General features: G+C 72.3%; 19 protein-coding genes. 6 read left to right on the top strand and 13 right to left on the bottom strand.

The features are described from left to right. Nucleotides 1–13 precede the first annotated feature (13 nt). Nucleotides 14–4,522: a ThuA domain-containing protein gene (locus BLV02_RS01885; protein WP_069113825.1), complete on the top strand. Its 4,509-nt coding sequence runs from the start codon at nucleotides 14–16 to the stop codon at nucleotides 4,520–4,522. Nucleotides 4,523–4,774: 252 nt separating this feature from the next. On the opposite strand, the gene miaB is transcribed toward BLV02_RS01885, so the two are convergent. The 6 genes from miaB to BLV02_RS01855 form a co-directional block, all read right to left on the bottom strand. After that, on the bottom strand, nucleotides 4,775–6,268 hold the full coding sequence (gene miaB / locus BLV02_RS01880) for a tRNA (N6-isopentenyl adenosine(37)-C2)-methylthiotransferase MiaB (RefSeq protein ID WP_074946061.1): 1,494 nt from the start codon (nucleotides 6,266–6,268) through the stop codon (nucleotides 4,775–4,777). A 58-nt stretch (nucleotides 6,269–6,326) separates the two neighbouring features. Then, complete coding sequence (locus BLV02_RS36205; protein WP_171906847.1) at nucleotides 6,327–8,663, bottom strand: M14 family metallopeptidase; 2,337 nt, start codon at nucleotides 8,661–8,663, stop codon at nucleotides 6,327–6,329. 85 nt (nucleotides 8,664–8,748) lie between these two features. Then, nucleotides 8,749–9,687, bottom strand: a complete 939-nt coding sequence (locus tag BLV02_RS01870) for a TAXI family TRAP transporter solute-binding subunit (protein WP_069114032.1) — start codon at nucleotides 9,685–9,687, stop codon at nucleotides 8,749–8,751. Further along, nucleotides 9,684–11,063 (bottom strand): ATP-binding protein, encoded by a 1,380-nt coding sequence (locus BLV02_RS01865; protein ID WP_069113828.1) that lies wholly within the window; start codon nucleotides 11,061–11,063, stop codon nucleotides 9,684–9,686. Before BLV02_RS01865 ends, BLV02_RS01870 begins: the two co-directional genes overlap by 4 nt. Nucleotides 11,064–11,069: 6 nt before the next feature. Continuing rightward, complete coding sequence (locus tag BLV02_RS01860) at nucleotides 11,070–11,735, bottom strand: response regulator transcription factor (RefSeq protein WP_069113829.1); 666 nt, start codon at nucleotides 11,733–11,735, stop codon at nucleotides 11,070–11,072. Between the two features lie 135 nt (nucleotides 11,736–11,870). After that, entirely contained in the window at nucleotides 11,871–13,337 is a 1,467-nt protein-coding gene (locus BLV02_RS01855) for a M14 family metallopeptidase (RefSeq protein ID WP_083289053.1), read from the bottom strand. A gap of 240 nt (nucleotides 13,338–13,577) precedes the next feature. Here BLV02_RS01855 and BLV02_RS01850 point away from each other — a divergent pair, with 240 nt between their 5' ends. The 4 genes from BLV02_RS01850 (at nucleotide 13,578) to BLV02_RS01835 (ending at nucleotide 16,869) form a co-directional block, all read left to right on the top strand. Then, complete coding sequence (locus tag BLV02_RS01850) at nucleotides 13,578–14,333, top strand: amino acid ABC transporter ATP-binding protein (RefSeq protein ID WP_069113831.1); 756 nt, start codon at nucleotides 13,578–13,580, stop codon at nucleotides 14,331–14,333. A gap of 28 nt (nucleotides 14,334–14,361) precedes the next feature. Further along, on the top strand, nucleotides 14,362–15,261 hold the full coding sequence (locus BLV02_RS01845; RefSeq protein ID WP_069113832.1) for a glutamate ABC transporter substrate-binding protein: 900 nt from the start codon (nucleotides 14,362–14,364) through the stop codon (nucleotides 15,259–15,261). 82 nt (nucleotides 15,262–15,343) lie between these two features. Beyond that, complete coding sequence (locus BLV02_RS01840) at nucleotides 15,344–15,994, top strand: amino acid ABC transporter permease (protein WP_069113833.1); 651 nt, start codon at nucleotides 15,344–15,346, stop codon at nucleotides 15,992–15,994. Continuing rightward, complete coding sequence (locus tag BLV02_RS01835; RefSeq protein ID WP_069113834.1) at nucleotides 15,991–16,869, top strand: amino acid ABC transporter permease; 879 nt, start codon at nucleotides 15,991–15,993, stop codon at nucleotides 16,867–16,869. The genes BLV02_RS01840 and BLV02_RS01835 overlap by 4 nt, the downstream gene beginning before the upstream one ends. Nucleotides 16,870–16,944: 75 nt before the next feature. Here the strand turns inward: BLV02_RS01835 and rny are convergent, their stop codons facing one another. Both rny and BLV02_RS37005 read right to left on the bottom strand, forming a co-directional pair. Then, nucleotides 16,945–18,579: a ribonuclease Y gene (gene rny, locus BLV02_RS01830; RefSeq protein WP_069113835.1), complete on the bottom strand. Its 1,635-nt coding sequence runs from the start codon at nucleotides 18,577–18,579 to the stop codon at nucleotides 16,945–16,947. A 1,259-nt stretch (nucleotides 18,580–19,838) separates the two neighbouring features. Continuing rightward, entirely contained in the window at nucleotides 19,839–20,330 is a 492-nt protein-coding gene (locus BLV02_RS37005; RefSeq protein WP_069113836.1) for a regulatory protein RecX, read from the bottom strand. 249 nt (nucleotides 20,331–20,579) lie between these two features. Here BLV02_RS37005 and BLV02_RS37000 point away from each other — a divergent pair, with 249 nt between their 5' ends. Further along, nucleotides 20,580–21,020 carry a hypothetical protein gene (locus tag BLV02_RS37000; protein ID WP_218133491.1) on the top strand — a complete coding sequence of 147 codons (441 nt, stop codon included), beginning with the start codon at nucleotides 20,580–20,582 and terminating at the stop codon, nucleotides 21,018–21,020. Here BLV02_RS37000 and recA read toward each other — a convergent pair. From recA to BLV02_RS01800, 5 genes are all read right to left on the bottom strand, one after another. Beyond that, nucleotides 20,953–21,990: a recombinase RecA gene (gene recA / locus BLV02_RS01820; RefSeq protein WP_069114033.1), complete on the bottom strand. Its 1,038-nt coding sequence runs from the start codon at nucleotides 21,988–21,990 to the stop codon at nucleotides 20,953–20,955. The genes BLV02_RS37000 and recA overlap by 68 nt on opposite strands. A 153-nt stretch (nucleotides 21,991–22,143) precedes the next feature. Next, a complete protein-coding gene (locus BLV02_RS01815; RefSeq protein WP_069113838.1) occupies nucleotides 22,144–23,445 on the bottom strand; it encodes an MFS transporter in 1,302 nt (433 codons plus the stop codon). Then, complete coding sequence (locus BLV02_RS01810; RefSeq protein ID WP_069113839.1) at nucleotides 23,442–24,251, bottom strand: ABC transporter permease; 810 nt, start codon at nucleotides 24,249–24,251, stop codon at nucleotides 23,442–23,444. Before BLV02_RS01810 ends, BLV02_RS01815 begins: the two co-directional genes overlap by 4 nt. Then, on the bottom strand, nucleotides 24,248–25,039 hold the full coding sequence (locus tag BLV02_RS01805) for an ABC transporter permease (RefSeq protein ID WP_216094460.1): 792 nt from the start codon (nucleotides 25,037–25,039) through the stop codon (nucleotides 24,248–24,250). Before BLV02_RS01805 ends, BLV02_RS01810 begins: the two co-directional genes overlap by 4 nt. After that, entirely contained in the window at nucleotides 25,039–25,953 is a 915-nt protein-coding gene (locus tag BLV02_RS01800) for an ABC transporter ATP-binding protein (protein WP_425432566.1), read from the bottom strand. The genes BLV02_RS01805 and BLV02_RS01800 overlap by 1 nt, the downstream gene beginning before the upstream one ends. Nucleotides 25,954–25,990 lie beyond the last annotated feature (37 nt).

The raw sequence follows: 25,990 nt of genomic DNA, 5'->3' as shown, positions 1-25,990 counted from the left end.
CGGGAGGCGGCACATGCTCCGATCAGTACTGGCCGCCGCGCTGGCGGCCTCGGCGCTCACCGGTGGTGGTCTCGCGACCGCCGCGGAACCGGCCGCCGAGAGCTTCGACGCGCTGGTCTTCTCGCGCGTCACGAACTTCTACCACGACTCCATCCCCGCTGGTCAGGCCGCCATCGAGCAGCTCGGCGAGGAGAACGGGTTCAACGTCACCATCTCCGACGACCCGGCGAACTTCACCGACGAGGCGCTGGCGGAGTACGAGGTCGTCGTCTTCAACAACACCAACTCGACGCCGCAGGCCGGCGACCTGCTGAACGCGGAGCAGCGGGCCGCGTTCGAGCGCTACATCCAGGGCGGCGGCGGGTACGTCGGCATCCACTCCGCGTCGGGCACCGAGCGCGACTGGGACTGGTACGGCGAGCTGGTCGGCGCCTTCTTCCTCAGCCACCCGGCGGTCCAGGAGCTCGAGGTCGAGGTGGACGACAAGGTGCACCCGTCGACCGCCGGGCTGCCGCAGGAGTGGGTCCGCACCGAGGAGCCGTACGACTTCGTCACCAACCCGCGCGGCGACGTCCACGTGCTGGCCAGCTACGACTCGACGTCCTACAGCGGGCACCGGATGGGCGCGGACCACCCGATCAGCTGGTGCCAGAACTTCGAGGGCGGCCGGTCCTGGTACACCGGCATGGGGCACGCGCCGTCGGCGTTCACCGACGAGCCGCTGTTCCTGCAGCACCTGCTCGGCGGCATCCAGTGGGCGGCCGGCGCGGTGGAGGGCGACTGTGGCGCGACGTCGGAGCACAACTTCGAGAAGATCCAGCTCGACGGCAACACCGACGACCCGCTGGCGATGGACATCGACGACACCGGCCGGGTCTTCTACGTGCAGCGCGGCGGCGACGTCAAGGTGTACGACCCGGCCTCGGCGCGGACGGAGCTGGCGGCACGGTTCGACGTGCTGGTCGAGCACACGCACGGCATGCACGGCATCGTGCTGGACCCGGACTTCGCCACGAACCACTGGCTGTACCTGTACTACTCGCCGCGCGACGAGCCGAACACCGTCGTCGCCCGGTTCACCTACGACGAGGCCACCGGCACCGTCGATCCCGAGTCGCGAGTGACGATCTTCGAACTGCCGTCGCAGCGCGAGGTCAACGCGCACGAGGGCGGCGGCATGGACTTCGACGCGGACGGCAACCTGTACGTCGCGACCGGCGACAACTCCTCGCCCTGCTGCGGCGGCTACGGCGCCACCGACGAGCGGCCCGGGTTCGAGTACAACGACGCGCAGCGCTCGTCGGCCAACACCAACGACCTGCGCGGCAAGGTGCTGCGCGTGCACCCCGAGGACGACGGCACGTACACGATCCCGGACGGCAACCTGTTCCCGCCCGGGACCGCGAACACCCTGCCGGAGATCTACGTGATGGGGCTGCGCAACCCGTACCGCATCCACGTCGACCAGGAGACCGGCTGGCTGTACTGGGGCGACGTCGGCCCGGACGCCCGCGTCGACAGCCCGACGCGCGGCACTCGCGGCTACGACGAGTGGAACCAGGCCCGCGCGGCGGGCAACTTCGGCTGGCCGCACTGCGTCGGCGCGAACCAGGCGTACAACGACCACGACTTCGCCACCGGCGAGTCCGGCCCGCTGTACGACTGCGCCGGCGGCCCGGTCAACGACTCGCCGAACAACACCGGCCTGACACAGTTGCCGCCCGCGCAGCCGGCCTGGTTGCCGTACCAGTACGACCTCACGCCGGAGTACCCGGAGCTGGGCACCGGCGGGCGGCTGGCAATCGGCGGCCCGACGTACCACTACGACGAGGACAACCCGTCGGAGGCGAAGTTCCCGGAGTACTACGACGACACCGTCTTCATCGCCGAGTGGACCCGCAACGCGATCTTCGAGGTGCAACTGGACGAGGACGGCCAGCCGGCGATCATGAACCGGTTCCTGCCCGGCGTCGAGTTCCTGCGCCCGATCGACCTGCAGTTCGGCCCGGACGGCTCGTTGTACGTCATCGAGTGGGGCTCGAACTACGGCGGCTCCGGCCGCGGCGACCCGAACACCGACTCCGGCATCTACAAGATCAACTACGCCGAGCCGGGCGAGCGGTCGCCGGTCGCGCGGGCGTCGGCCGACCCCACCTCCGGGCAGCCGCCGCTGGCCGTCCAGTTCAGCAGCGAGGGCTCCGGCGACCCGGACGAGCACGAGATCACCTACGCGTGGGACTTCGACTCCGACGGCACCGTCGACTCCACCGAGGCGAACCCGTCGCACACGTACACGACGAACGGCGACTACACCGCCCAGCTGGTCGTCACCGACCCGACCGGCCGCACCGGGGTGGCGAACGTGCCGATCAGCGTCGGCAACACCCGGCCCGACGTCGAGCTGGTCGAGCCGCTGGACGGGCAGGTCTTCGACTTCGGCGAGCCGGTGCCGTTCGAGGTGCGGGTCGACGACGCCGAGGACGGCGTCAGCGGCGGCGGTGTGGCCTGCGACGACATCGTCACGCAGCCCGCGCTCGGCCACGACCAGCACGGACACCCACTGGAGCAGTACACGGGCTGCAGCGGCGAGATCCAGGCGATCGTCGACGACGGGCACTCCGAGGTCGACAACATCTTCTACATCGTCGACGCGACGTACACCGACCGCGGCGGCGCCGGCGTCTCCCCGCTGACCGGCGGCGACTCGGCGATCCTGCAGCCGCGGCACAAGCAGGCCGAGCACTGGACGTCGGCCGGCGACGTCGTCCTGTACGACACGCAGGAGGGCACCGGGAACCGCATGGTCGGCCAGATCGGCCACGGCGACTTCCTCTCCTACGAGCCGGTCAACCTGCGCGGCGTGAACGAGCTGACGCTCCGGTACGCGTCGTCGGGCACCGGCGGGACGGTGACGGTGCGCCTGGACGCCGTCGACGGACCGGCGATCGGCAGCGGGCGGCTGGAGCCGACCGGCGACTCGTACGCGTTCGAGTCGGTGTCCATTCCGGTGGAGGACCCGGGCGGCAGCCACGAGCTGTTCCTCGTCTTCACCAACAACGAGGGCGACGACTACCTGTTCAACCTGGACGCGTTCGAGTTCGGGCACACCCTGCTCGACGGGGTGCGCGCGGCCCGGGCGGCCGTGCGGGAATTCGCCACGGCGGCTGACGCGGTGGAGCTGACCGATGAGCAGGCCGCGTACGTGGAGAGCGCAGCCGGGCGGATCGACGGCGAGCTGGCCGCGGCCATGGACACCGCGACCGACGACCCGGCGTTCGCCCGGTCGCTGGACCGCGCGCTGATCTTCGTCAACCAGTCCCGGCAGTGGGTCGCGAGCCAGTCGTTGCCCGCGGACCTGCTGACCCCGCTGGAGACGGCGGCGGCCGCGCTGGAGGGCGTCATCGGCAGCGTCGACGGGGTCAGCGCGGCGCTGGCCGGCGGCGCGGTCACGGCGGGCGAGACCGTCCGGGTGACGGCGACGTTGACCAACGGCGGCGCGTCGGCCGTCCGGGCGGCGGCGGTCGAGCTGGCGGCGCCGGACGGCTGGCAGGCGGCGGCCGTGGGCCCGACGTCGGCGTCGTCGCTGGCCGCCGGTGCGACCTTGACGGGCACGTGGGACGTCACGGTGCCGGCGGACGCGACGCCCGGCGAGGTGACGCTGTCCGGGTCGGCGGGGTACGCGCACGTCGGCCGCGAGCGGGTCACGCTGCCGCTGTCGGCGTCTTGGACGGTGCGCCCGGCGGTGTCGGCGGACGGTGTGACGGTGCCGGCGCCGCTGTTCAGCGGGCGGTCGTCGGTGGCCGCGGTGACGGTGACCAACCACCGCTCGGCCGCCGCGGCCGACGTCACCGCGACGGTGAGCGTGCCGGCCGGCTGGACGGCCGGGTCCGCGACGGCGACCGTCGAACCGGGCGCCACGGCGACGCTGGAGGTGCCGGTCACCGCGCCGGCCGGCGGCGTCGTCGCGGGGCCGCTGACCGAGGCGGTGCTCACGGCGTCGGTGACGGTGCCCGGCACGGTCGTCGGCGGCGCGCCCACGGCCCGCACGTACGCCGTCCCGCATGGCGACGACCTCGCGCTGGCCCTCGACGGCGGCTCCGACACCAGCCCGGTGCTGGAGTCGTACGCGCGGCTCGCGCCGTCACACGCGTGGGACGCCGCCCGCGGGTACGGCTGGGTGACGGGTGCGCCGCTGCAGCGCGACCGCGGCCACCCCGACCCGCTGCGACGTGACTTCGTGCTGGACAACCGGGGTCCGGGCGTCCTGCGGGTGGCGCTGCCGCCGGGGCCGCACACGGTGTCGCTGCTGACCGGTGACCCGGACTTCTCCACCAGCGGGTTCGTCGTCGAGGCGGACGGGGCGGTGGTGGTGCCCGCGCGGGCGACGCTGCCGACGGGTTCGTACGCCTGGGAGCAGTTCACGCTGGACGGCGGTGCGGAAGGGCGCACGGTGGACCTGCGGCTGTCCAGCCCGACCGGCAACTACTGGCGGATCCTGGCGCTGCTGGTCGACGGCGCATAGTCAGGCTCGGCCGGCGGCGGGACGATCCGCAGCGTCCCGTCGCCGGCCGGTCCCTTTCGACGCGACGGCCGACCCTTGCAGGTCGGCGGAGTGCTCGCCGGCTGCTTTGCAATGAGCACCTCTACGCACCATCGGCGGAGTGCTCGCCGGCTGCTTTGCAATGAGCACCTCTACGCACCATCGGCGGGGTGGTGCGTATCGGTGCTCATTGCAAAGCGGCCGGAAGGCACGGAGGGGTGAGCGGGACCGCGGTCAGGCGTGGCCGCAGGCCGGCGCGGCGTCGGCGACGGGCAGCGGGGCCGGAGCGCCCACCGTCGGCATGCCGAGCAGCACCCCGGGCGCGGCCCCCGCCGGCGTCGTCGTGGCCCGCTCGTAGGCGTCGCCGGCGCGGGTGCGGCGCAGCTCGTAGGTGGGTCCGTCGGCCACGAGGTGATGCGGCGCGGCGTAGCTGACCTGCACCGTCACCATGTCGCCCGGCCGCGGCTCGGCAGCATCCGACGGCACCGAGAAGTGCACCAGGCGGTTGTCGCGGGCCCGGCCAGACAGCCGGTGCGTCGCGCCGTCCTTGCGGCCCTCGCCCTCGGCGACCAGCACCTCGACGTCGCGGCTGACGAAGGCGCGGGACTCGGCCCAGGCGACCTCCTCGACCAGCTCGGCCAGCCGCTGGTAGCGCTCGCGCACCACCTCGGGCGGCACCTGGTCGTCCATGGTGGCGGCCGGCGTGCCGGGGCGCTTGGAGTACTGGAACGTGAACGCCGACGCGAACCGGGCCTCGCGAACGACGTGCAGCGTGTCCTCGAAGTCGGCGTCGGTCTCGCCCGGGAAGCCGACGATGATGTCGGTGGTGATGGCCGCGTGCGGCATGGCCTGGCGCACCTTCTCGACGATGCCGAGGTAGCGCTCCTGCCGGTACGAGCGGCGCATGGCCCGCAGCACGCGGTCGGACCCCGACTGCAGCGGCATGTGCAGCTGCGGCATCACCGTCGGGGTCTCGGCCATCGCGGCGATGACGTCGTCGGTGAAGTCGCGCGGGTGCGGGCTGGTGAACCGGACCCGCTCGAGCCCGTCGACCGCGCCGACGGTGCGCAGCAGCTTGCCGAACGCGTACCGGTCGCCGAACTCGACGCCGTACGCGTTGACGTTCTGGCCGAGCAGCGTGACCTCGATGACGCCCTCGGCGACCAGCGCCTGCACCTCGGCCAGGACGTCGCCCGGACGGCGGTCGCGCTCGCGCCCGCGCAGCGCCGGGACGATGCAGAACGTGCAGGTGTTGTTGCAGCCGACGCTGATGGCGACCCACGCCGCGTACGGGCTCTCGCGCCGCGACGGGAGGTCGGACGGGAACGTCTCGAGCGCCTCGACGATCTCGACCTGCGCCTCCTGCTCGACCCGCGCGCGGTCGAGGAGGGCGGGGAGGGAGCCGACGTTGTGGGTGCCGAACACGACGTCGACCCACGGCGCCCGGCGGGTGATCTCGGACCGGTCCTTCTGCGCCAGGCATCCGCCGACGGCGATCTGCATGCCGTCGCGGGCGGACTTGACCGACGCCAGGTGGCCGAGGTTGCCGTACAGCTTGTTGTCGGCGTTCTCGCGGACCGCGCACGTGTTCAGCACGACGACGTCGGCCGCCGCACCGTCGCCCGCGCGGACATAGCCCGCGTCCTCCAGCAGCCCGGCCAGCCGCTCGGAGTCGTGGACGTTCATCTGGCACCCGTAGGTGCGGACCTCATACGTGCGCGTAGTCATGTCGCCACCCAGGATAAGCGCTCGCCCCGGCAGCCTCACCGGGGCGAGCGCCGACACCTCACCTCACGCGCACGGTGAAGCGTTTGTGGTTCTCGACCTGGCCCTTCACGTCGACGGAGATCCAGCGGAACGTCGTGGTCTCGTCGACGACGATGACCTCGCCCGGCTCGCGCATGGCGGCGGCCTCGTAGACCGGCGAGTCGGTGGTCGGCGTGCTGCCGTCGGTCGTGTAGTGCACCGACGCCGGCTCGCTGGGCTGGAACGTCACGTGCACCGTGCCGTCGGGCTGGCGCTCCTGCACCAGGCGGGTCGTCGCCGGCCGGTTGTCCGCGGCGTAGTCGGCGGCGATCTCGAACATCTCGATCACGCCGCTGGCGTACTCCTGGTACTGCTGGTGCGCCTCGGGCCACGGGGGCTGGAAGCCGCCGCCGGAGTCCCAGTCGCCGGTGTCCGGGTTCCACTGGACGCCGCCGACCTCCCAGCCGAACGCGTAGATCCCGTAGTTGAAGTAGAGGTCCTCGCGGACGTTCCCGGCCGACGAGTACAGGACGTCGGACGAGCCGCCGACGTTGCCGGGCTGGACGACGGTGTCGCGCAGGCCCTTGACGTTGGACAGGATCTCCTCGGCCATCTGCCAGTAGTACGTCTCGTCGCGCAGCGGCGGCCGTGGCGTCGTGACCCGGCCGTCGGCGATGTACGCGCCCGGCTGCCAGAACAGCTGCCCGCCGTAGCTGTGCACCGTCATGAAGAACTTGAGGTTGTCGAAGGTGTCGGCCAGCCAGACGATGTTCTGCGTCTCCGGCTCGGACAGCTTGTCCGGGCCCATGAAGGTGTCGCTGGTGCACGAGAACGAGGCGCCGGAGTAGCCGTCGACGGCCGACCCGACCCGGTAGTTGCGGTTGAGGTCGACGCCCCAGTTGCCGCGGGCCAGCGCGTCGGCCGACCCCGTCAGCGGGCAGTGGTTGGTCATGTTCCGCCGCTGGCCGGCCCGGTCGAAGAAGCTGTAGTGCGCGCCGTCGGGGTTGTTCGACGGGACGATGAGGATGTCGACGTTGCGCAGGATCCGCCGCGTCGCCGGGTCGTTGTCGCGGTTGGCCAGCAGCCGCTCGGCCGCCTCCAGCGCGACCAGCGGCGTCACCCACTCACGGGCGTGGTCCTGGGCGATGATCAGCACGCCCGGCCTGGACCCGTCGCGGTGCTCGCCGATGCGCAGCGCCCGCGTCGGGAACGGCCCGCGCTCGACCGAGTCCGGCGCCGACAGGAAGTCGCTGAGCAGCGTCGGCGGGGCCGCGGCGACGACGCCCGCGCCGGCGTTGCCGCGGTACGTGTAGGCCCGGACCAGGCTGCCCGCGTCGGCGTTCAGGGCCGCCACGACCTGCGCCGCGGTGCTGCTGACGGCGCCGGCGGCGTCGGTGCCGAGGTGGACGGTGACGGCGTCGCCGTCGACGCTGACGTCCAGCGCGCTGTTCGCGACGCCCGGGGCGGCCAGCTCGACGGAGACCTCGTTGCCGCCCTCGTGCCCCCACGCCAGCGAGTCGACGCCGACGCGGCTGTCGTTCGCCGTGCCGAACACCGCCTGCGCCCGCCGCTGGTAGCCGTTGGTCTGGTTCGGCAGCTCGACGATCTCGGTGACGTCTGGGTGCTCGGCGTGCAGCTGGTCGATCCGCTCGTACACCTCGGTCGGGTTCAGGTACCCGTCGATGAAGCCGTACTCGTAGCCGGGCCGGTCGACGTCGGCCTCGGCGCCGTGCAGCCAGTCGGTCACCGGCGCCGTCGAGCTGCCGCCGAGCGAGCTGGTGACGGTGATCTCGTCCGGCCGCGGTCCGTCGACCCGGGTCAGGACGCGGTGGTAGAGGTACTCGCCGGAGTCGTTGTACGCCGGGACGTCCACCGAGCCGCCGTCCCAGCTCAGCGTCAGCGTGGCGGCGTCGAGCGCGTCGGACTTCGCCTCGACGGACAGAAAGCCCTGCCCCTTCGTGGTGAACCAGTCGACCCGCCCGACGACGACGGCGTCAGCGTCGGCGTCGGCCGTGGTGGGCAGACCCCTCCCGGCCCGGGTGGGGCCCACCCCAGGGGCGGGCACCGACAACGTCGCGCCGAACGCGTCCAGCCCGGCCAGCTGCTCGGCCGTGAGCAGGGCGTCGACGAGGACGCCGTCGGGGACCCGCTCGAACTGGCCGGCGAAGTCGTAGCCGGCGTCCTCCATCGCGGCCAGCGCCTCGCTGCCGGGGACGTGCACCCGCACCACCTGCTCGTCGGGCAGCGCGAGGTCCTGCCGTACCGGCGCCGCGTCCGGCGTCGGGTCGTTGGCCTGGGCGGACAGCCCGGCCGCGGCCAGGCCGGTGGCCACCGCCGCGACGATCACCGCCCGCGCCGTTCGTCGTGTGAGACTCATGGTCATGACCTCCTCGGGGGGATACCACGCAAGCAGCCCGGCCGCGCCGGCCGGAAGCCACTTGAGCAGGTCTTGAGCAACCCGGTCACGGCTTGAGCTCCCGGTAGTGCCGCAGCGCTCCCGGATGCAGCTCGACCGGCCCGGTGTAGATCGCCCGGCGGCCGTTCAGCTGGGCGGCGGCGCCGACGTCCGCGGCGATCGCGGCGCGCCGCTCGAACAGCGTCGCGGTGACCTCGGCGATCAGTGCGTCGTCGGCGTCCGCGCCGGTCACCAGGATGTTCGGCACGGCCAGCGTGGTCACCGGCGCCGTCAGGTCGTACGCGCCGGCCGGCACCACCGCCTGCCGGTACACGCCGTCGTAGGCACGGCTGACGACGGCGGCCTCCTTCGTCAGCTCCAGCAGCCTGATCGGCTGCGTCCGCGCCAGCTCCGCCACGCCCGGCGTCGGCAGCCCGCCGGACCAGAAGAACGCGTCCAGCTCGCCGGCCAGCAGCGCCGCGATCGACCCGTCGATGCCGAGCGGGTCGGCCACCAGCTCGCTCTCGTCGACGCCGGCCGCGGCCAGCAGCCGCCGCGCGATGAGCTCGGTGCCGGAGCCGACGGCGCCGAGCGACACCCGGCGCCCGCGCAGGTCGGCCAGCTCGTCGACGTCGGACCCGGCCGGCACCACCACGTGCACGAGGTCGTCGTAGAGGCGCGCCACCGCCCGGATCGGCAGCGGCGCCTCGAACGGGGCCCGTCCCGCGACGGCGTCCGCGGCGGCGTCGGCGGCGGTGAAGCCGAGCAGCGCCTCGCCGGACGCCACCCGGCCGAGGTTCTCCACCGACCCGGCCGTCTCGACGACACCGGCGTCGACGCCGAGCCGCCCGCCCAGCTCGCCGGCCAGCCGGTCGCCGTAGGTGTAGTAGACGCCGGTGGTGCCGCCGCCGGCCACCACGACCGGGCCGGCCGCGGGCGACGTGTCGTTCAGGCACCCGCCGGCGAGCGCGACGACGGCGGCGACGACGGCCAGCAGCCGCCTCATGCCGGCGCCGCCTCGATCGGGACCCACAGCGTGACGACGAGCCCGCCGCCGTCCGCCGCCGCGACCTCGAGCCGGCCGCCGCAGGAGTCGAGGAACTCGGTCGCGATGGCCAGCCCCAGCCCGGCGCCGCGGGCGTTCTGGTGCTGCGGGCTGCGCCAGAACCGGTCGGTGACGTGCTGGATCTCCTCCGGCGCGAGGCCCGGCCCGTGGTCGCGGACGGTGATCCGGGCGCGGTCCCCCGCCGCCTCGACCCGCACGTCGACGACGCTGCCGGGCGGCGCGAACTTCAGCGCGTTGTCGACGACGGCGTCCAGCGCGCTCTCGACGACGATGTCGTCCGCCTCGCACCAGACCTCGGCGCGGGCGTCCAGCGCGACGGCGACCCCGGCGTCGCGGGCCACCGGCCGCCAGGCGTCCAGCCGGCCGCGGGCCAGCGCGCCCAGCTCGACCGGCGCGACGGCGCTCGGCACGCCCTGGTCGCGGGCCAGCATCAGCAGCGCGTCCAGGATCCGTGCCATCCGGCGGCCCTCCTCGCGGACGTGGTCGACCTCCGCCGTCGCGGTGTCGCCGAGTGAGAGGTGCAGGTCCTCGATCCGCAGCAGCAGCGCGTTGAGCGGGTTGCGCAGCTCGTGCGAGGCGTTCGAGACGAACTCCTGCTGCTTGTAGATGAGCTGCTCGACCTTCTCCGACATGCCGTTGAACGCCGTCACGACGCGGCGCAGCTCCGGCGGGCCGGACGCGTCGGCGATGCGGGCGCCGACGTGGCCGTGCCAGATCTCCGTCATCGCGGCGTCCACCATGCGCACCGGCCGCAGCACCCAGTGCGCCAGCCGGCTGGCCAGCAGCACGCTGACCACCAGCGCGGCGAGGCCGCCGAGCAGCAGGACGCTCAGCTGCCGCCGGTGCTGCTCGGCCAGCTGCCGGCTGCTCGACGAGGTGACGACGGCGCCGAGCAGGTCGCCGCTGTCGAACACCGGCTCGGCCACCAGCAGCTCGCCCGACGACCACGGCGACATCTCGTCCAGCGTGCTGTCCGAGCGGCCGGACAGCGCCGCGTCGACCACCCGCTGCCGCGGCAGCCCGAGGTCGTCGACGCGCAGCCCGTTGGTGGCCCAGATGCCGCCGGTGTTGTCGAGGACGGCGGCCTCGATGCCGTAGACGTCGCGGTAGCGGTCCAGCTCGCGGTCGACCAGCTGCGGGTCGCCGGCCGCGAACGCCTGCCGGGCCGTCGCGACGAACAGGTTCGCGTCGGCCAGCCGGTCGAGGTAGAGCTGCTGGTGGCCGGCGTCGGAGAGGCTGCGGGCGTAGGCGACTCCCAGCACCACGAGCAGGGCGGCCAGCGGGACGACCAGCACCGCGATCAGCCGGGCGCGCACCCGCGGCTACCGCGAGGCCAGGCGGTAGCCAACGCCGCGGACGGTCTCGATGACGTCGTCGGGGCCGAGCTTGCGCCGGATCGACGCGACGTGCACCTCGAGGCTGCGGCCCAGCCCGCGCCAGCTCGTCTGCCACACCTCGCGCAGGATCCGCTCGCGCGGCAGCGCGACGCCCGGGTGCCGGGCCAGCAGCGCGACGACGTCGAACTCCTTCTTGGTCAGCGCGACCGGGCGCGAGCCCGCCTCGACCCGGCGCGCGGCGAGGTCGATGACGACGTCGCCCACCCGCACCAGCGCGCTGCCCGGGCCGGCCCGCGACCGCCCGCGCCGCTCGACGGCGCTCATCCGCGCGATCAGCTCGCGGACGTCGTACGGCTTCACCAGGTAGTCGTCGGCGCCCACCTGCAGGCCCTTGACCCGGGCGTTCACCTGCGAGCGCGCCGTCACCATGATGACCGGGACGTCGGACACCCGGCGGATGCGCCGGCACAGCTCCAGCCCGTCGAGGTCGGGCAGTCCGAGGTCGAGCAGCACCATGTCGGTACCGCTGTCGACGGCGCGCAGCGCGGCCGCCGCGTCCTCGGCCCGGACGGTGTCGTGACCGTGCCGGGTGAGCACCGCGGCCAGCGCGCCGGCCACGTGATTGTCGTCCTCGACCAGCACCACGCGCATCGGCTCACGCTCCGGGGGTCGGCGGGACGATATGCGGCATATGATGCCATATCACACACCACCTGACAGTGGTCATGACAGGGCTGGACGCCGCCGAGCTGCGGTCTCGGCGGCGTCCAGCGACTCAGCGGATGACTAGCCGACGTCCGACTGTGCCGCCGACCGGACGATGGCGCCGCCCTCGCGGCCGGACAGCACGCCGTCAGCGCGCAGCTCGTTCACCACCGCGGTGACGTGCCGGACGAACTGGCCGTGGTTGCGCCACTCGGCGTCCTCCTGGATCCGGTTGTTGACGGTGCAGCCGTCGGCCAGCGTCGCGTTCGGCACGCCGGTGTCCACGTCGCCGACGACGACGGTGCCGCGCAGGTCCGGGTACTCCCGCCGCGCCTCGACGATCGGGTAGCGCGCGTCGCCGTCGAACAGCAGCGGGACGATCGGCCGGGCCTCCTGCGCCATCGGGACGAAGCCGCGGCCCGAGTCGTAGTCGTCGACGCGGAACAGGTCGCGGTGCAGCTCCGTCGCGGCCAGCTGCTCGTCGGTGAGCACGTAGGCGCAGGCGGCCGGCGACAGGATCTCCTCCGGCGCCGGCGGCCGGTTGTCCTGCCCGCCCCAGAACACTGGCGCCGCCGACGCGCCCTTCACCAGTTCGTTCGCCCGTGCCGCGTCGATCGCCGCCTGCACCTCGTCGCCGTTCTCGATGGCGAAGTCCAGCGTCGAGTAGAAGCCGAGCTCCTGCATCCGGACCCGCTCCAGCGGCGGGTTGGCCGTGCTGCTCTCCGTCAGCAGGCCGACGCCGCCGCGCAGGCCCGCGACGTTGCGGAAGATCCGCTCGTCGCCCTCGGTGTTCGACGTGTACCAGTCGACGACGTAGTCCTCGTCCTCCAGCACGTCGCGCATGCTCTGGGCCAGGTCGCCGGAGAGCGCCCGCAGCGGGTCGTCGACGTTCAGGTTCCGCGGCCACAGCATCGCGAAGTCCAGCGTCCGCGAGCCCATCTCGTGCGCGTCCCACGCGATCGTCGGCCGCAGGTCGCGCAGCACGCGGCCCATCGCCTGCGACTCCAGCTCCTCCAGGTAGTGATGGTCGCGGTTGATGTCGGTGCCGTTCGCGTTGCCGCGGGTGTTCGCCTCGCGGCCGTCCGGGTTCGCCGTCGGCACCACCAGCACCGTCGTCGTCCGCAGGAACTCCAGCAGCTCCGGGTCCTCGGTGAACGCGAGGTCGCGGATCTCCTGCAGGCACATCTCCCGCGGCGCCGGCTCGTTGCCGTGCTGGCTGCACACGATGAACACCGTCTTCTCGCCGTCCAGCTCGTCCACCGGCGGCGGCGCCGGGTTGCCGATGCGGGCCAGGTGCAGCGGCCGGCCCTGCAGCGTGGCGCCGATCGGCTCGATCTCCAGCCGGTCCGACAGCGCGTCGATCTGCTCCAGATAGGTCTGTTCCTCGGCGAACGTCGTCCAGCTCGCGCCGTCGCGCAGCTCGAAGCCGGTCCGCGGCGGCTCGTCGGCCGCCGTCGCCGTCGCCGCGGTGGCCAGCAACGCCGCCGTCGTCGCCGTCGCCGCCAGCCCGGCCAGGGCCGCGCGCACGCCGCCATGTCTCGTCGTCATGGAAACCTCCTCGATGGGGCTGTCCCCGCACCCGCATGCAAGCAGTGCCCGGCCGCGGGGTGAACCCGTGTTGAGCAGGTGCTGAGGTTCCGGCGCCGACCCGATCAGTCACGCGCGCAGTCACCAGTTCGTTATCAAGAGGTGACCTCAACCGCAGCTCAAAGGGCATGACAGGCGGTCTTCTCCCCCATACCGTTGACGCTTGTCCCGGGATCGTCGTGAAGGTGGTGGTGTGAGTCCATGAGCGTCGAGACGGCCGGCGGGCCGCTGGTCGAGTTGCGCGGCGTCAACAAGCACTTCGGCGCGCTGCACGTGCTGCGCGACATCGACCTCAGCGTCGCCCGCGGCGAGGTGGTCGTCGTCATCGGGCCGTCGGGCTCGGGTAAGTCGACGCTCTGCCGCACCATCAACCGCCTGGAGACCATCGACTCCGGCACCATCGCCGTCGACGGCCGGCCGCTGCCGGCCGAGGGCAAGGCGCTGGCCCGGCTGCGCGCCGACGTCGGCATGGTGTTCCAGGCGTTCAACCTGTTCGCGCACAAGACGGTGCTGCAGAACGTCACGCTGGGCCCCGTCAAGGCCAAGGGCGTCAAGAAGTCCGAGGCGGAGAAGACGGCCATGGAGCTGCTCGACCGCGTCGGCGTCGCCGACCAGGCCCGGAAGCTGCCCGCGCAGCTGTCCGGCGGCCAGCAGCAGCGCGTCGCCATCGCCCGGGCACTGGCGATGCGGCCCAAGGTCATGCTGTTCGACGAGCCCACGTCGGCGCTCGACCCAGAGATGATCAACGAGGTGCTCGAGGTCATGACGACCCTCGCTCACGACGGCATGACGATGATCGTCGTCACCCACGAGATGGGCTTCGCCCGGCGCGCCGCCAACCGCGTCGTCTTCATGGACGCCGGCAGCATCGTCGAAGAGGCCACCCCGGAGGAGTTCTTCACGAACGCCCAGAGTGACCGGGCCCGCGACTTCCTCAGCAAGATCCTGACTCACTGAGCGTCGAAGTAACCAGAGGAGAAACACCATGCGTACCACCCGACCCAGACTGCGCCGCTTCAGCGCGCTGGCCGCGACGGCGCTGAGCGCGACGCTCGTGCTGGCCGCCTGCGGCGACGACGACGGTGACGACGGCGGCGACGGCGGCTCCGAGCCGACCGCCGAGGCCGGCGACTTCCCCGACGGCAGCACGATGGCCGAGCTCGCCGAGGCCGGCGAGATCACCGTCGGCACCAAGTTCGACCAGCCGCTGTTCGGCCTGGTCGGCCCCGACGGCACACCCGTCGGCTTCGACGTCGAGATCGCCAAGATCATCGCCACCGAGCTCGGCATCAGCGAAGACAACATCAACTGGGTCGAGACGGTGTCCGCCAACCGCGAGCCGTTCATCCAGGACGGCCAGGTCGACATCGTCGTGGCCACCTACACGATCAACGACGAGCGCAAGCAGCTGGTCGACTTCGCCGGCCCGTACTTCAACGCCGGCCAGACGATCATGGTGCTCGAGTCGAACGAGGACATCAACGGCCCCGACGACCTCGCCGGCCGCAACGTCTGCTCGGTCGAGGGCTCCACGCCGGCCGAGAACATCCGCACCAACTACCCGGAGGCGGTGCTGTTCCCGACCGGCGCCTACTCCGACTGCCTCGAGCCGCTGCGCAACGGCCAGGTCGACGCCGTCACCACCGACAACGTCATCCTGTCCGGCTTCGTCGACCAGAACCCGGGCGAGTTCAAGCTGGTCGGCGACACCTTCACGGAAGAGCCGTACGGCATCGGCCTGGCGCTCGGCGACACCGAGTTCCGCAACTGGATCAACGACGTCCTCGAGGCCTCCTACGAGGACGGCCGCTGGGCCGAGGCGTGGGAGGAGACCGCGGGCGCGGTCCTCGAGACGCCGGAGCCGCCGCAGGTCGACCGCTACTGACGGCCCGCATCGGATGGACCGCCGCCAACGCCTGGCGGCGGTCCATCCGTTCTGAGTCCGACCGTCCGAGAAGGGCTGCCTGATGGACACCGTGATCGACGAGCTCCCGCTCTACTGGGAGGGGTTCACCACCACACTCGCGCTCACCCTGCTGTCCGCCGTCATCGCGCTGGTGGTGGGGACGATCCTCGGCGCCTTCCGGGTGTCGCCGGTGCCGACGCTGCGGTGGTTCGGCACCGCGTACGTCGAGATCGTGCGGAACACCCCGCTCACGCTGGTCTTCATCTTCTTCGTGTTCGTGGCGCCGCAGCTGGGCTGGACGCCGTCGGACTTCTTCGCGCCCGCCGTGGTGGCTCTGTCGACGTACACGGCGGCGTTCGTGTGCGAGGCGGTGCGCTCCGGCATCAACAGCGTCGGGCTGGGCCAGGCCGAGGCGTCGCGCGCCATCGGGCTGACGTTCCCGCAGACGCTGCGGCTGGTGGTGCTGCCGCAGGCGTTCCGCACCGTCATCCCGCCGCTGATCAACATCTTCATCGCGCTGACGAAGAACAGCTCCGTCGCCGGCGGGTTCTTCGTCGCCGAGCTGTTCGGCGTCGCCCGGCAGCTCACGAACGCACACCCGACCGACATCATCCCCGTGCTGATCGGTATCGCGGCCTTCTACCTGATCATCACCATTCCGGCCGGAATCCTCGCCGGATACGTCGAGCGGAAGGTGGCGTTCGCCCGATGAGTTCCATCCTGTACGACGCCCCCGGCCCCCGCACCCGCCGCCGGACGACGATCTACTCGATCCTCGGCGCGCTGCTCCTGCTCGGCCTGGGCTACCTCGCCTACCGGCAGCTCGACTCCCGCGGCCAGTGGGACCCGGAGCGCTGGCAGGTCTTCACCGACCCGCCGCTCGGCCAGAGCGCGAACGACGTGTGGACGTCGCTGCTGATCGACGGTCTCGGCGCCACGCTGCGGGCGGCCGGCATCGCCGCCGTCATCGCGCTGACGCTGGGCATTCTGCTCGCGGTGCTGCGGATGTCGGGGACGCGGTGGGTGCGCTGGCCCGTCACCACCGTCATCGAGTTCTTCCGCGGCCTGCCGGTCGTGCTGCTGATGTTCTTCGGCGTCATCGCGATCGGCCTGCCGATCTTCTGGGGCGTCGTGTTCGGGCTGGTCATCTACAACAGCGCGATCTTCGCCGAGATCCTGCGGGCCGGCATCGTGTCGCTGCCGAAGGGGCAGTCCGAGGCCAGCTACGCCATCGGGCTGAGCCGCTGGCAGACGCTGTTCACCGTCCTGCTCCCCCAGGCCGTGCGCCGCATGCTGCCGTCGCTGGTCAGCCAGCTGGTCGTGCTGCTGAAGGACACCTCGCTCGGGTTCATCATCGGCTACGCCGAACTGCTGCGGCGGCTGCAGCTGAACACGCAGTTCTTCGGGCAGAAGTACTGGTTCCAGTTCTTCGTGGTGGGCGCGGCCATCTACATCGCCGTCAACTTCACGCTGTCGCGGGTGGCGGTCTACCTGGAGCGACGCGGCACGGCGAAGGCTGCCGGCGGCGTGGCCAAGGCCGACGACGCGGCCATCGGGGGCACGACCGCCACCGGCGTCTCCGTCTGACGGCGTCCCGTCCGGGACGCCGCCGGCGATCGCGGACGAGACGCCATCGGCGTCAGCGCGCGAACGCCATCGGCGTCACCGCGCGAACTCCGTCGAGCGGGACTCGCGGACGACGGTGATGCGGATCTGGCCGGGGTAGGTCAGTTCCTCTTCGACCTGCTTGGCGATGTCGCGGGCCAGCACCTGCGCCTGGATGTCGTCGACGACGTCGGGCAGCACCATGACCCGCACCTCGCGGCCGGCCTGCATGGCGAAGACCTTCTCGACGCCGTCGTGGCTCATGGAGATCTCCTCGAGCCGTTCGAGCCGCTTGACGTACGCCTCCAGCGACTCGCGGCGGGCGCCCGGGCGGCCACCGGAGATGGCGTCGGCGGCCTGCGTCAGCACGGCCTCGACCGTCCGCAGCTCGACCTCGTTGTGGTGCGCCTCGATGGCGTGCACGACGTCGTCGTTCTCGCCGTAGCGGCGGGCGATCTCGGCGCCGATGAGCGCGTGGCTGCCGTCGACCTCGTGCGTCAGCGCCTTGCCGATGTCGTGCAGCAGCGCGCACCGCTTCGTCAGCTTCACGTCGAGGCCCAGCTCACCGGCCATCATGCCGGCCAGGTGCGCCGACTCGATCAGGTGCTTGAGCACGTTCTGCCCGTACGACGTGCGGTAGCGCAGCCGGCCGAGCAGCGACACGAGGTCGGGGTGCATGTCGGTGACGCCGACCTCGACGAGCGCGTCCTCGCCGGCGCGCACGCACAGCGCCTCGACCTCGGCCTTGCTCTTCTCGTACTGCTCCTCGATGCGGTGCGGGTGGATGCGCCCGTCCAGCACCAGCTCTTCCAGTGTCAGCCGGGCGACCTCGCGGCGGACCGGGTCGAAGCACGACAGCAGCACCGCTTCCGGCGTGTCGTCGATGATCAGGTTGACGCCGGTGACCTGCTCGAACGCGCGGATGTTGCGGCCCTCGCGGCCGATGATGCGGCCTTTCATCTCGTCGCCCGGCAGGTGCAGCACCGACACGACCGATTCGGCCGTCTGCTCGGACGCGAGCCGCTGGATGGCGAGCGTGATGATCTCGCGGGCCCGGGCCTGCCCGTTCTCGTTGGCTTCCTTCTCGATGTCGCGCACCCGCATGACGGCGGCGCGCTTGGCCTCGTCCTCGACGGCGGCGACGAGTTCGGCCTTCGCCTGGTCGGCGGTCAGCTGGGCGGTCCGTTCGAGGACGGCGCGGCGTTCGGCCTCGAGCGCCGTCAGTTCCTCGGTGCGTCCGGCCAGTTCGGCGGCCTGGGTTTCGACTTCCTGCAGCCGCTCGTTCAGCGACTGGGTGTCGGCGGTGACGCGTTCTTCGCGTTCGACCAGCCGCTGCTCGCGACGGTCGAGGTCGGCGCGCTGCTCGCGCAGGTCTTCGCCGGCTTGGTCGGCGCGCTCGCGGGCCTTCTCGGCCTCGGCGGCGGCGCGGTTCTTCAGCTCGTTGGCTTCGTTGGCAGCGGCCGCCCTCAGTTCGTCGGCCTCCCGCCGGGCCTTCGCCCTGACGTCGTCGGCGTCGCTCTGGGCGGCCGACCGCAGCCGCACGGTGTCGGCTTCGATCTGTGCGAACAGCTCAGCGGAGTTGGCGCGCGTGCCCTCGACGCCGCGGAGCCGGGTGAACAAGGCGTAGAGCGCTACGGCCAGTAGCGCCACGACCACCAGTCCGACCAGCAGAATTGCCGTTCCGGTGTTCATCGGCGGGCTCCCTCACATATCGCGGTCTGCGCAGGCAGACCGGCTGATGGCGGGAACCGCACCACGACCGCACCCGCACCGCGGACGATGCGAGGCCTCGAACCACCGACATGCCGCATCAACGCTGCGGCACGTACACCTCCACGAGCCGCTTCGGCCTGCCCTGCGCCGGCCTCGACGGTGCTGTGGTGTCGAGCGTTGCCATGTTCACTATGTCCGATCCGCGGTCGCGGAGTTGTTCTCCACCTTTGGAATTGAGGTTACGTAAGGGTGTACAGCCGGTCAAGCAGCGGGAACGCGTGCCACGCCCCCCTTTTCGCGCCCGTGCGCTGCGACGATGCCGAACCTGCGGCTTCCGTGTCCGCCCGTTCGCCTCGTTTCGCCGCGCAGAGGGCCGCCCTCCCCCGCACCCTCCCCACGCCCTCCCCGCGCTCTCCCCATGCCGCGACCGCACCTCGCCCGCATCTCGCCCACGCCTCCCTCGCGCCGACCAGACCACCCCCGCTCCCCGCTCCCCGCTCCCCGCTCCCCGCTCCCCGCTCCCCGCTCCCCGCTCCCCGCTCCCCGCTCCCCGCTCCCCGCTCCCCGCTCCCCGCTCCCCGCTCCCCGCTCCCCGCTCCCCGCTCCCCGCTCCCCGCTCCCCGGCTTTCCTCGCAGCCGCACTCGTGCCCTCCGCTCGCCGGCCACGCCCGCACCGCGCTCCCTGCCTGCCGCTTCCCTCGCAGCCTCGCCCGCGCCCTCCGCTCGCCGGCCACGCCCGCACCGCGCTCCCTGCCTGCCGCTTCCCTCGCAACCTCGCCCGCGCCCTCCGCTCGCCGGCCACGCCCGCACCGCGCTCCCTGCCTGCCGCTTCCCGCGCAACCTCGCCCGCGCTTCCGCTCGCCGGTCACGCCCGCACCTCCCCTCGCCTCCCACGCCTCGCTCACGCCCCCTTGCACCCCCTCGCCGACCATGCCGACAGCGCGCTCCCTGCCCTGCCGCTTCCCGCGTAGGCCCGCCTCGTGCCTTCGCCGGCAGGGCGGATGCCGTCAGTCGGCGAGGAAGTCGTCGGGAAGGTCGACGCCGCTAATACCGCTCATGCGTTCGCCATCAAGCGCGCCTGGCCGCAGTCCGCCAGGAAATCACCCAGAACATCGACACCGGCGACACCACTCACGCGTTCGCCATCAAGCGCGCCTGGCCGCAGTCCGCCAGGAAATCACCCAGAACATCGACACCGGCGACCCCGCTCATGCGTTCGCCGGCAAGCGCGCCTGGCGTCAGTCGGCGAGGAAGTCGTCGGGAAGGTCGACGCCGTCGACGCCGTCGGATTCGAGGGCTTCGCGGACCACGCGGAAGGCAAGGCCGGCCGGGTAGCCCTTGCGCGCCAGCAGGCCGGTGAGCCGGCGAGTTCGGGCGACCGGGTCGAGGCGCCGGGTGCTCGGCAGCCGCGCGGCGACGAGGGCACGGGCAGTCGCCGCTTCCTGCTCGGGATCGAGCGTCTCGACCGCGTCGTCGGCGACGGCGGGTTCGACGCCGCGTTTGCGCAGTTCGTAGCCAAGGGCGCGACGGGCCAGTCCGCGGCCCGCGTGCCGGGACTCGACCCACGCCCGCGCGTACGCCGCATCGTCGACCAGGCCGACGTCGGTGAAACGGTCGAGCACGCCGTCGCGAACCTCTTCCGGCACGCCCTTGCGCGCCATCGCCGCGTCGAGCTGGGCCCGGGTCTGCGGCGCGACCGACAACCGGTTCAGCGCGACCGTCCGCGCCACCGACTCCGGATCGGCGTCGACATCGGCGCGCGCGTCGGCGTCGGTACCGGCACGGGCCCGGGCGCCGGACTCGGCCTCCGGCCCACCGTCGCGGCCACCACGACCGCCGCGACCGCCACCACGGCTGCCGCCGCGCTCGTTCCGGCCCCGCCCGCCACCAGCATGTCCTCCCTGGCCGCGGCCGCGACGGCCACTACGGGGAGCGCGGGCATCGGGCTCACGTCCCCACCCAGCTCCAGCGTCGGAGCCGTGCTCGCCACCAACGTCGCGGGCTCCGGCGTCGGCGACATGCTCACCACGATCACCGCCGACACCGGAATCGTTGCGGGCTCCGGCGTCCGCACCGCCGCCGCGGACGTCGAGGGCTCCGGCGTCGGCGGCATGCTCACCACGATCACCGCCGACACCGGAATCGTTGCGGGCTCCGGCGTCCGCACCGCCGCCGCGGATGTCGAGGGCTCCGGCGTCGGCGGCATGCTCGCCACCGATCTCGGGATCGTCGCGGCCGTCGGCGGCGTTCGTTCGGTCAGCCGACGCCCGGCGGGCGGACTCGTCCACCCGCTCGAGATCGTCCGGGCGGCCGCGCCGCGACCGCCCGGCGTTGTTGCTCACCATGACCGGCTCAGAAGTCGACCGGAGCCTCTTCGACGGCGGCGTCGAGCTTCGGGCCGACGCCGAGCTTCTCCTTGATCTTCTTCTCGATCTCGTCGGCGAGGTCGGGGTTGTCCTTGAGGAAGTTGCGGGCGTTCTCCTTGCCCTGCCCCAACTGGTCGCCCTCGTACGTGTACCAGGCACCGGACTTGCGCACGATGCTCTGCTCGACGCCGAGGTCGATGAGGCCGCCCTCGCGGCTGATGCCCTCGCCGTAGATGATGTCGAACTCGGCCTGCTTGAACGGCGGGGCCACCTTGTTCTTGACCACCTTGACGCGGGTGCGGTTGCCGACCGCGTCGGTGCCGTCCTTGAGCGTCTCGATGCGGCGGACGTCGAGGCGGACGGAGGCGTAGAACTTCAGCGCCTTGCCGCCGGTGGTGGTCTCGGGCGAGCCGAAGAACACGCCGATCTTCTCGCGCAGCTGGTTGATGAAGATGGCGGTGGTCTTGGACTGGCTCAGCGCGCCGGCGATCTTCCGCAGCGCCTGGCTCATCAGCCGGGCCTGCAGGCCGACGTGGCTGTCGCCCATCTCGCCCTCGATCTCGGCCTTGGGCACCAGCGCCGCCACCGAGTCGACGACGATGATGTCGAGGGCGCCGGAGCGGATGAGGGTGTCGGCGATCTCGAGCGCCTGCTCACCGGTGTCGGGCTGGGAGACGAGCAGGGAGTCGGTGTCGACCCCCAGCGCCTTCGCGTAGTCGGGGTCGAGCGCGTGCTCGGCGTCGATGAAGCCTGCGACGCCGCCGGCGCGCTGGGCGTTGGCCACCGCGTGCAGCGCGACGGTGGTCTTACCGGAGGACTCGGGGCCGTACACCTCGATCACCCGGCCGCGCGGCAGCCCGCCGATGCCGAGCGCGACGTCGAGGGAGATGGCGCCGGTGGGGATCACCTCGATGGGGACCCGGGCCTCCTCGCCCAGCCGCATCACCGAGCCCTTGCCGAACGAGCGCTCGATCTGCGCGAGCGCGGCTTCGAGCGCCTTGTCGCGATCCGCGGAAACAGCCATGGGCACCACCTGGGGTCGACGGGCCGGCGCACGGCCCTGCGTTTTCTTGGTCATCGCCGGAGACGTTACGCGGTGCCACTGACAAGATCGAGAACGAATTCCGAACCTGTGGACAACCGCGCCGACCGATCGCCGGTGTGGACAGAAGAGACTCTATGCCGAACGGGTGTTCGAGAGCGAGCGACACGCCGGAATCAGCATCGCGATGACCGGAGCGGCCAGCAGGACGGCAGCGGCGGCGTTCAGCACGCCGTACCCGTACGACCCGACGACGACACCGGCCAGCGCTCCCCCGCCGGCCGCCGCCAGGCCCATCAGCAGATCGGACGCGCCCTGCACGGCCGGCCGCTCGGCCACCTCGACGGCGTCGGTCAGCAGCGTCGAGCCCGCCACCATGCACGCCGACCACCCCAGGCCGAGCAGGAACAACCCGGCCGTCAGCCCCGGTGAGTGCCCCTCGTGCGCCGTCCCCGCCAGCGCCACCGACCCGAGCAGCACGATGACGCCGCCCAGGATGACCGGCACCCGGCCGACGTTGTCGGCCAGCCAGCCCATGATCGGCGAGAAGGCGTACATGCCGGCCACGTGGACGCTGATGACGAAGCCGATGATCGAGATCGAGGCGCCGCCGTGCGTCATGTGCACGGGCGTCATGACCATGACCGTCACCATGACGGTGTGCCCGACGACGATGGCGACCAGCCCGAGCACCGCGGGCGGGCTGGCCGCGATGGCCGTCCACCCGGCTCTGAGCACGCCCCGGCGCCGTACGGGCGGGTCGCCGGACGCGCTGCCCCGGCGGCGCGCCGTCAGCAGCGGATCGGGCCGCAGCCTGGTCAGGATGACCAGCCCGCCCAGCCCGAGCACCACGGCGCCGATGAGGAACGGCCCGGCCAGCGGCTCGATGCCCAGCGCCGACGCGAGGTCGCCGGACGGACCGGCGAGGTTCGGCCCGGCCACCGCGCCCACCGTGGTGGACCAGACGACGACGGAGAGCGCGCGGCCCCGCCCGGCGGCCGGCGCGAGGTCGGTGGCGGCGTAGCGGGCCTGCAACCCGGCCGCCGTCCCGCCGCCCAGCAGCGCCGTGCCGAACAGCAGCAGCGGGAACAGCTCCAGCTCCGTGGCGACGACCGCGATCAGCGCGCCCACCGCGCCGAGCACGTACGTCACGCCGAGTCCGACGCGCCGCCCGTAGGTCATCGCCAGCGACGCCGCCGGCATGGCCAGCAGCGCCGCGCCGAGCACCTGCGCGCTCTGCACCAGGCCGGAGAGGTCGTCGCGGCCGAACACGTCGGTGACGACGACGGCGCCGACGGCGATGGCCGCGGACACGCCGAGCCCGCCGGCGACCTGGCTGGCGACGAGCGTCCGCACGGTCTGCCGCTGGACGGCCGCCGTCTCCAGCTGCGCCTCGTTCGTCCCGGCTCCGTCCGCCGCGGCTCCCTCCGCCGTCACCGCAGCAGCAGCCGTTCGATGCGCCGGGCCGCGAACAGCACGCCGATCAGTCCCATGACCGCGAGATACGCCACGTGCGCAAGGATGCCCCACGCGACGTCGCCGAGCATGAGGTCCCTGATCATCGCGACGCCGTGGTAAAGCGGCGTCGCCTGCACGATCCACCGGATCGACTCGTCGTACGTCGACAGCGGATAGAACGTGGCCGAGAACAGGAACATCGGCAGCAGCGCCAACTGGATGTAGTCGAAGTCCTGCCAGCTGCGCAGATACGTCGTGACGGACATGCCGACGGCGGCGAACGCGAGCCCGATGAGGCTGGCCGCGGGCAGCGCCAGCAGCGCCCACCACGAGTGCACGACGCCGGTGGCCGCGGCCACGACCAGGAACGTCGTGGAGTACAGCAGCCCGCGCAGCAGCGCCCACCCGATCTCGCCGACGGCGACGTCGCGCGGCCCGAGCGGCGTGGCCAGCACGGAGTCGTACAGCTTGGCGTACTTGAGCTTGAAGAACAGGTTGAACGTGGAGTCGAACACGGCGCCGTTCATGGCGGCGGCCGCCATCATGGCCGGCGCGACGTAGGCGGCGTACTCGACCATGCGCCCGCCGCCGGCGTCGACGTCGCCGATGAGCGCGCCGAGCCCGACGCCGAGCGAGAACAGGTAGAAGATCGGCTCGAAGACGCCGCTGACCAGCGTGACCCAGCCGTGCCTGAACGCGCGGGCGTTGCGTTCGATCAGCGTGCGGGCCAGCCCCGCGCCGGCCGGGATGGGCAGCGCCCGGGCGATGGCGGCGACGGCGCTCATGTGACCAGCCGCTTCCGGAAGCTCGCGAACGCCAGCCACAGCCCGCCCACGGCCCAGAGCGCCAGGTAGGCGACGTGCCCGATCGAGCCGGCCGCCGTGGCCGTGCCGAGGACCAGGCCGCGGCACAGCTCGACGCCGTGCCACAGCGGCGTGGCCATGGCGACGGCCTCGAGCACGCCGGGCAGCTGCGAGACCGGGAAGAACGTGCCGGAGAACAGGAACATCGGCATGACGACGAACCGGAACAGCACGTTGAAGCCGGCGTCGTTGTCCTGCCGGGCGGCGAACGCGAAGACCGGTGTGGTGAACGCGAGCCCCGTGAGCATGGCCGCCGGCACCGCCAGCAGCACCCACCACGACGTGATGGCGCCCAGCGCGACGGCGACGACGGCGAACGCGACGCTGGTGATGGCCACCCGCATGGCGACGAACGCGACGTGCCCGAGGACGAGATCGGCGACGCCCAGCGGCGCGGCCAGCATGGCGTGGTACTGGCGCTGCCACTTCAGCGCGCCCATGACCGGGAACGTCGACTCGCCGACGGCGGTCTGCATGGCCTGCGCGGCGAGGATGCCGGGCGCGATGAACTCGACGTACCCGGGCGCGGCCAGCCCGTCGCCGTCGACCAGTGAACCGAGGCCGAAACCCATGGCGACCAGGAAGAACAGCGGCCCGAGGAAGCCGCTGATGATGGTGCCCTGCCACACCCGGCGGTAGTTCGTGAGCCAGTACGCGAACGCCCGGCCGGCCATGCGCCCCTCGCGCGGCTGCGCGTGTGTCGTCGCCATCAGTCGACCAGCGTCCGGCCGGTGAGGTGCAGGAACACGTCCTCGAGCGTCGAGCGGCGGGCCAGGACGGACAGCGGCTGCAGCCCGCGCTGCTGCACCGCGGCGGCGGTGGCGTCGCCGTCGTCGGTGTAGAGGAGCAGGCGGTCGGGCAGCACCTCGACGCGCTGGGCGAGGTCGGTGAGCTTGGCCGCGTACGGCGCGTGGTCGTCGTCGGCGAAGCGCAGTTCGAGCACCTCGCGGGTGGCGTGCAGCGCGATGAGCTCGCGCGGCGACCCCTCGGCGACGATGCGGCCGCCGTCCATGACGACCAGGCGGTCGCAGAGCTGCTCGGCCTCGTCCATGTAGTGCGTGGTGAGCACCAGCGTGACGCCCGAGCGTTTCAGCCGGAACAGGCGATCCCACAGGACGTGCCTCGCCTGCGGGTCGAGGCCGGTGGTGGGTTCGTCGAGGAGCAGCAGCTCGGGGTCGTTGACCAGCGACCGCGCGATGGTCAGCCGCCGTTTCATGCCGCCGGACAACGGCTCGACGACGCTGTCGGCACGCTCGGTGAGCTGGGCGAACTCGAGCAGCTCGTCGGCCTTGGCCCGCACGTGCGCCCGGGACAGCCCGAAGTAGCGGCCGTACACGAGGATGTTCTCGCGCACTGTCAGCTCCTCGTCGAGGGTGTCGCGCTGCGGCACCACCCCCAGCCGCGCCCGGATGGCCGGCCCGTCCTTCGCCGGATCGAGGCCGAGGATGCGCAGGCTGCCGTCGGACGGCGGCGACACGCAGCCGATCATGCGCATGGTCGACGACTTGCCCGCGCCGTTCGGGCCGAGGAACCCGAACGCCTCGCCCCGCCGCACCTCGACGTCGATGCCGTCGACCGCGGTGAAGCCGCCGAACCGCTTGGTGAGGCGGTGGGCAGTGATCATCGGCTGGTCGGCATGGGTCACGATTCGGGACGCTACC

The organism is Jiangella alba (assembly GCF_900106035.1).
Taxonomy (GTDB): domain Bacteria; phylum Actinomycetota; class Actinomycetes; order Jiangellales; family Jiangellaceae; genus Jiangella; species Jiangella alba.
This window is presented reverse-complemented; position numbering and strand designations above follow the sequence as displayed.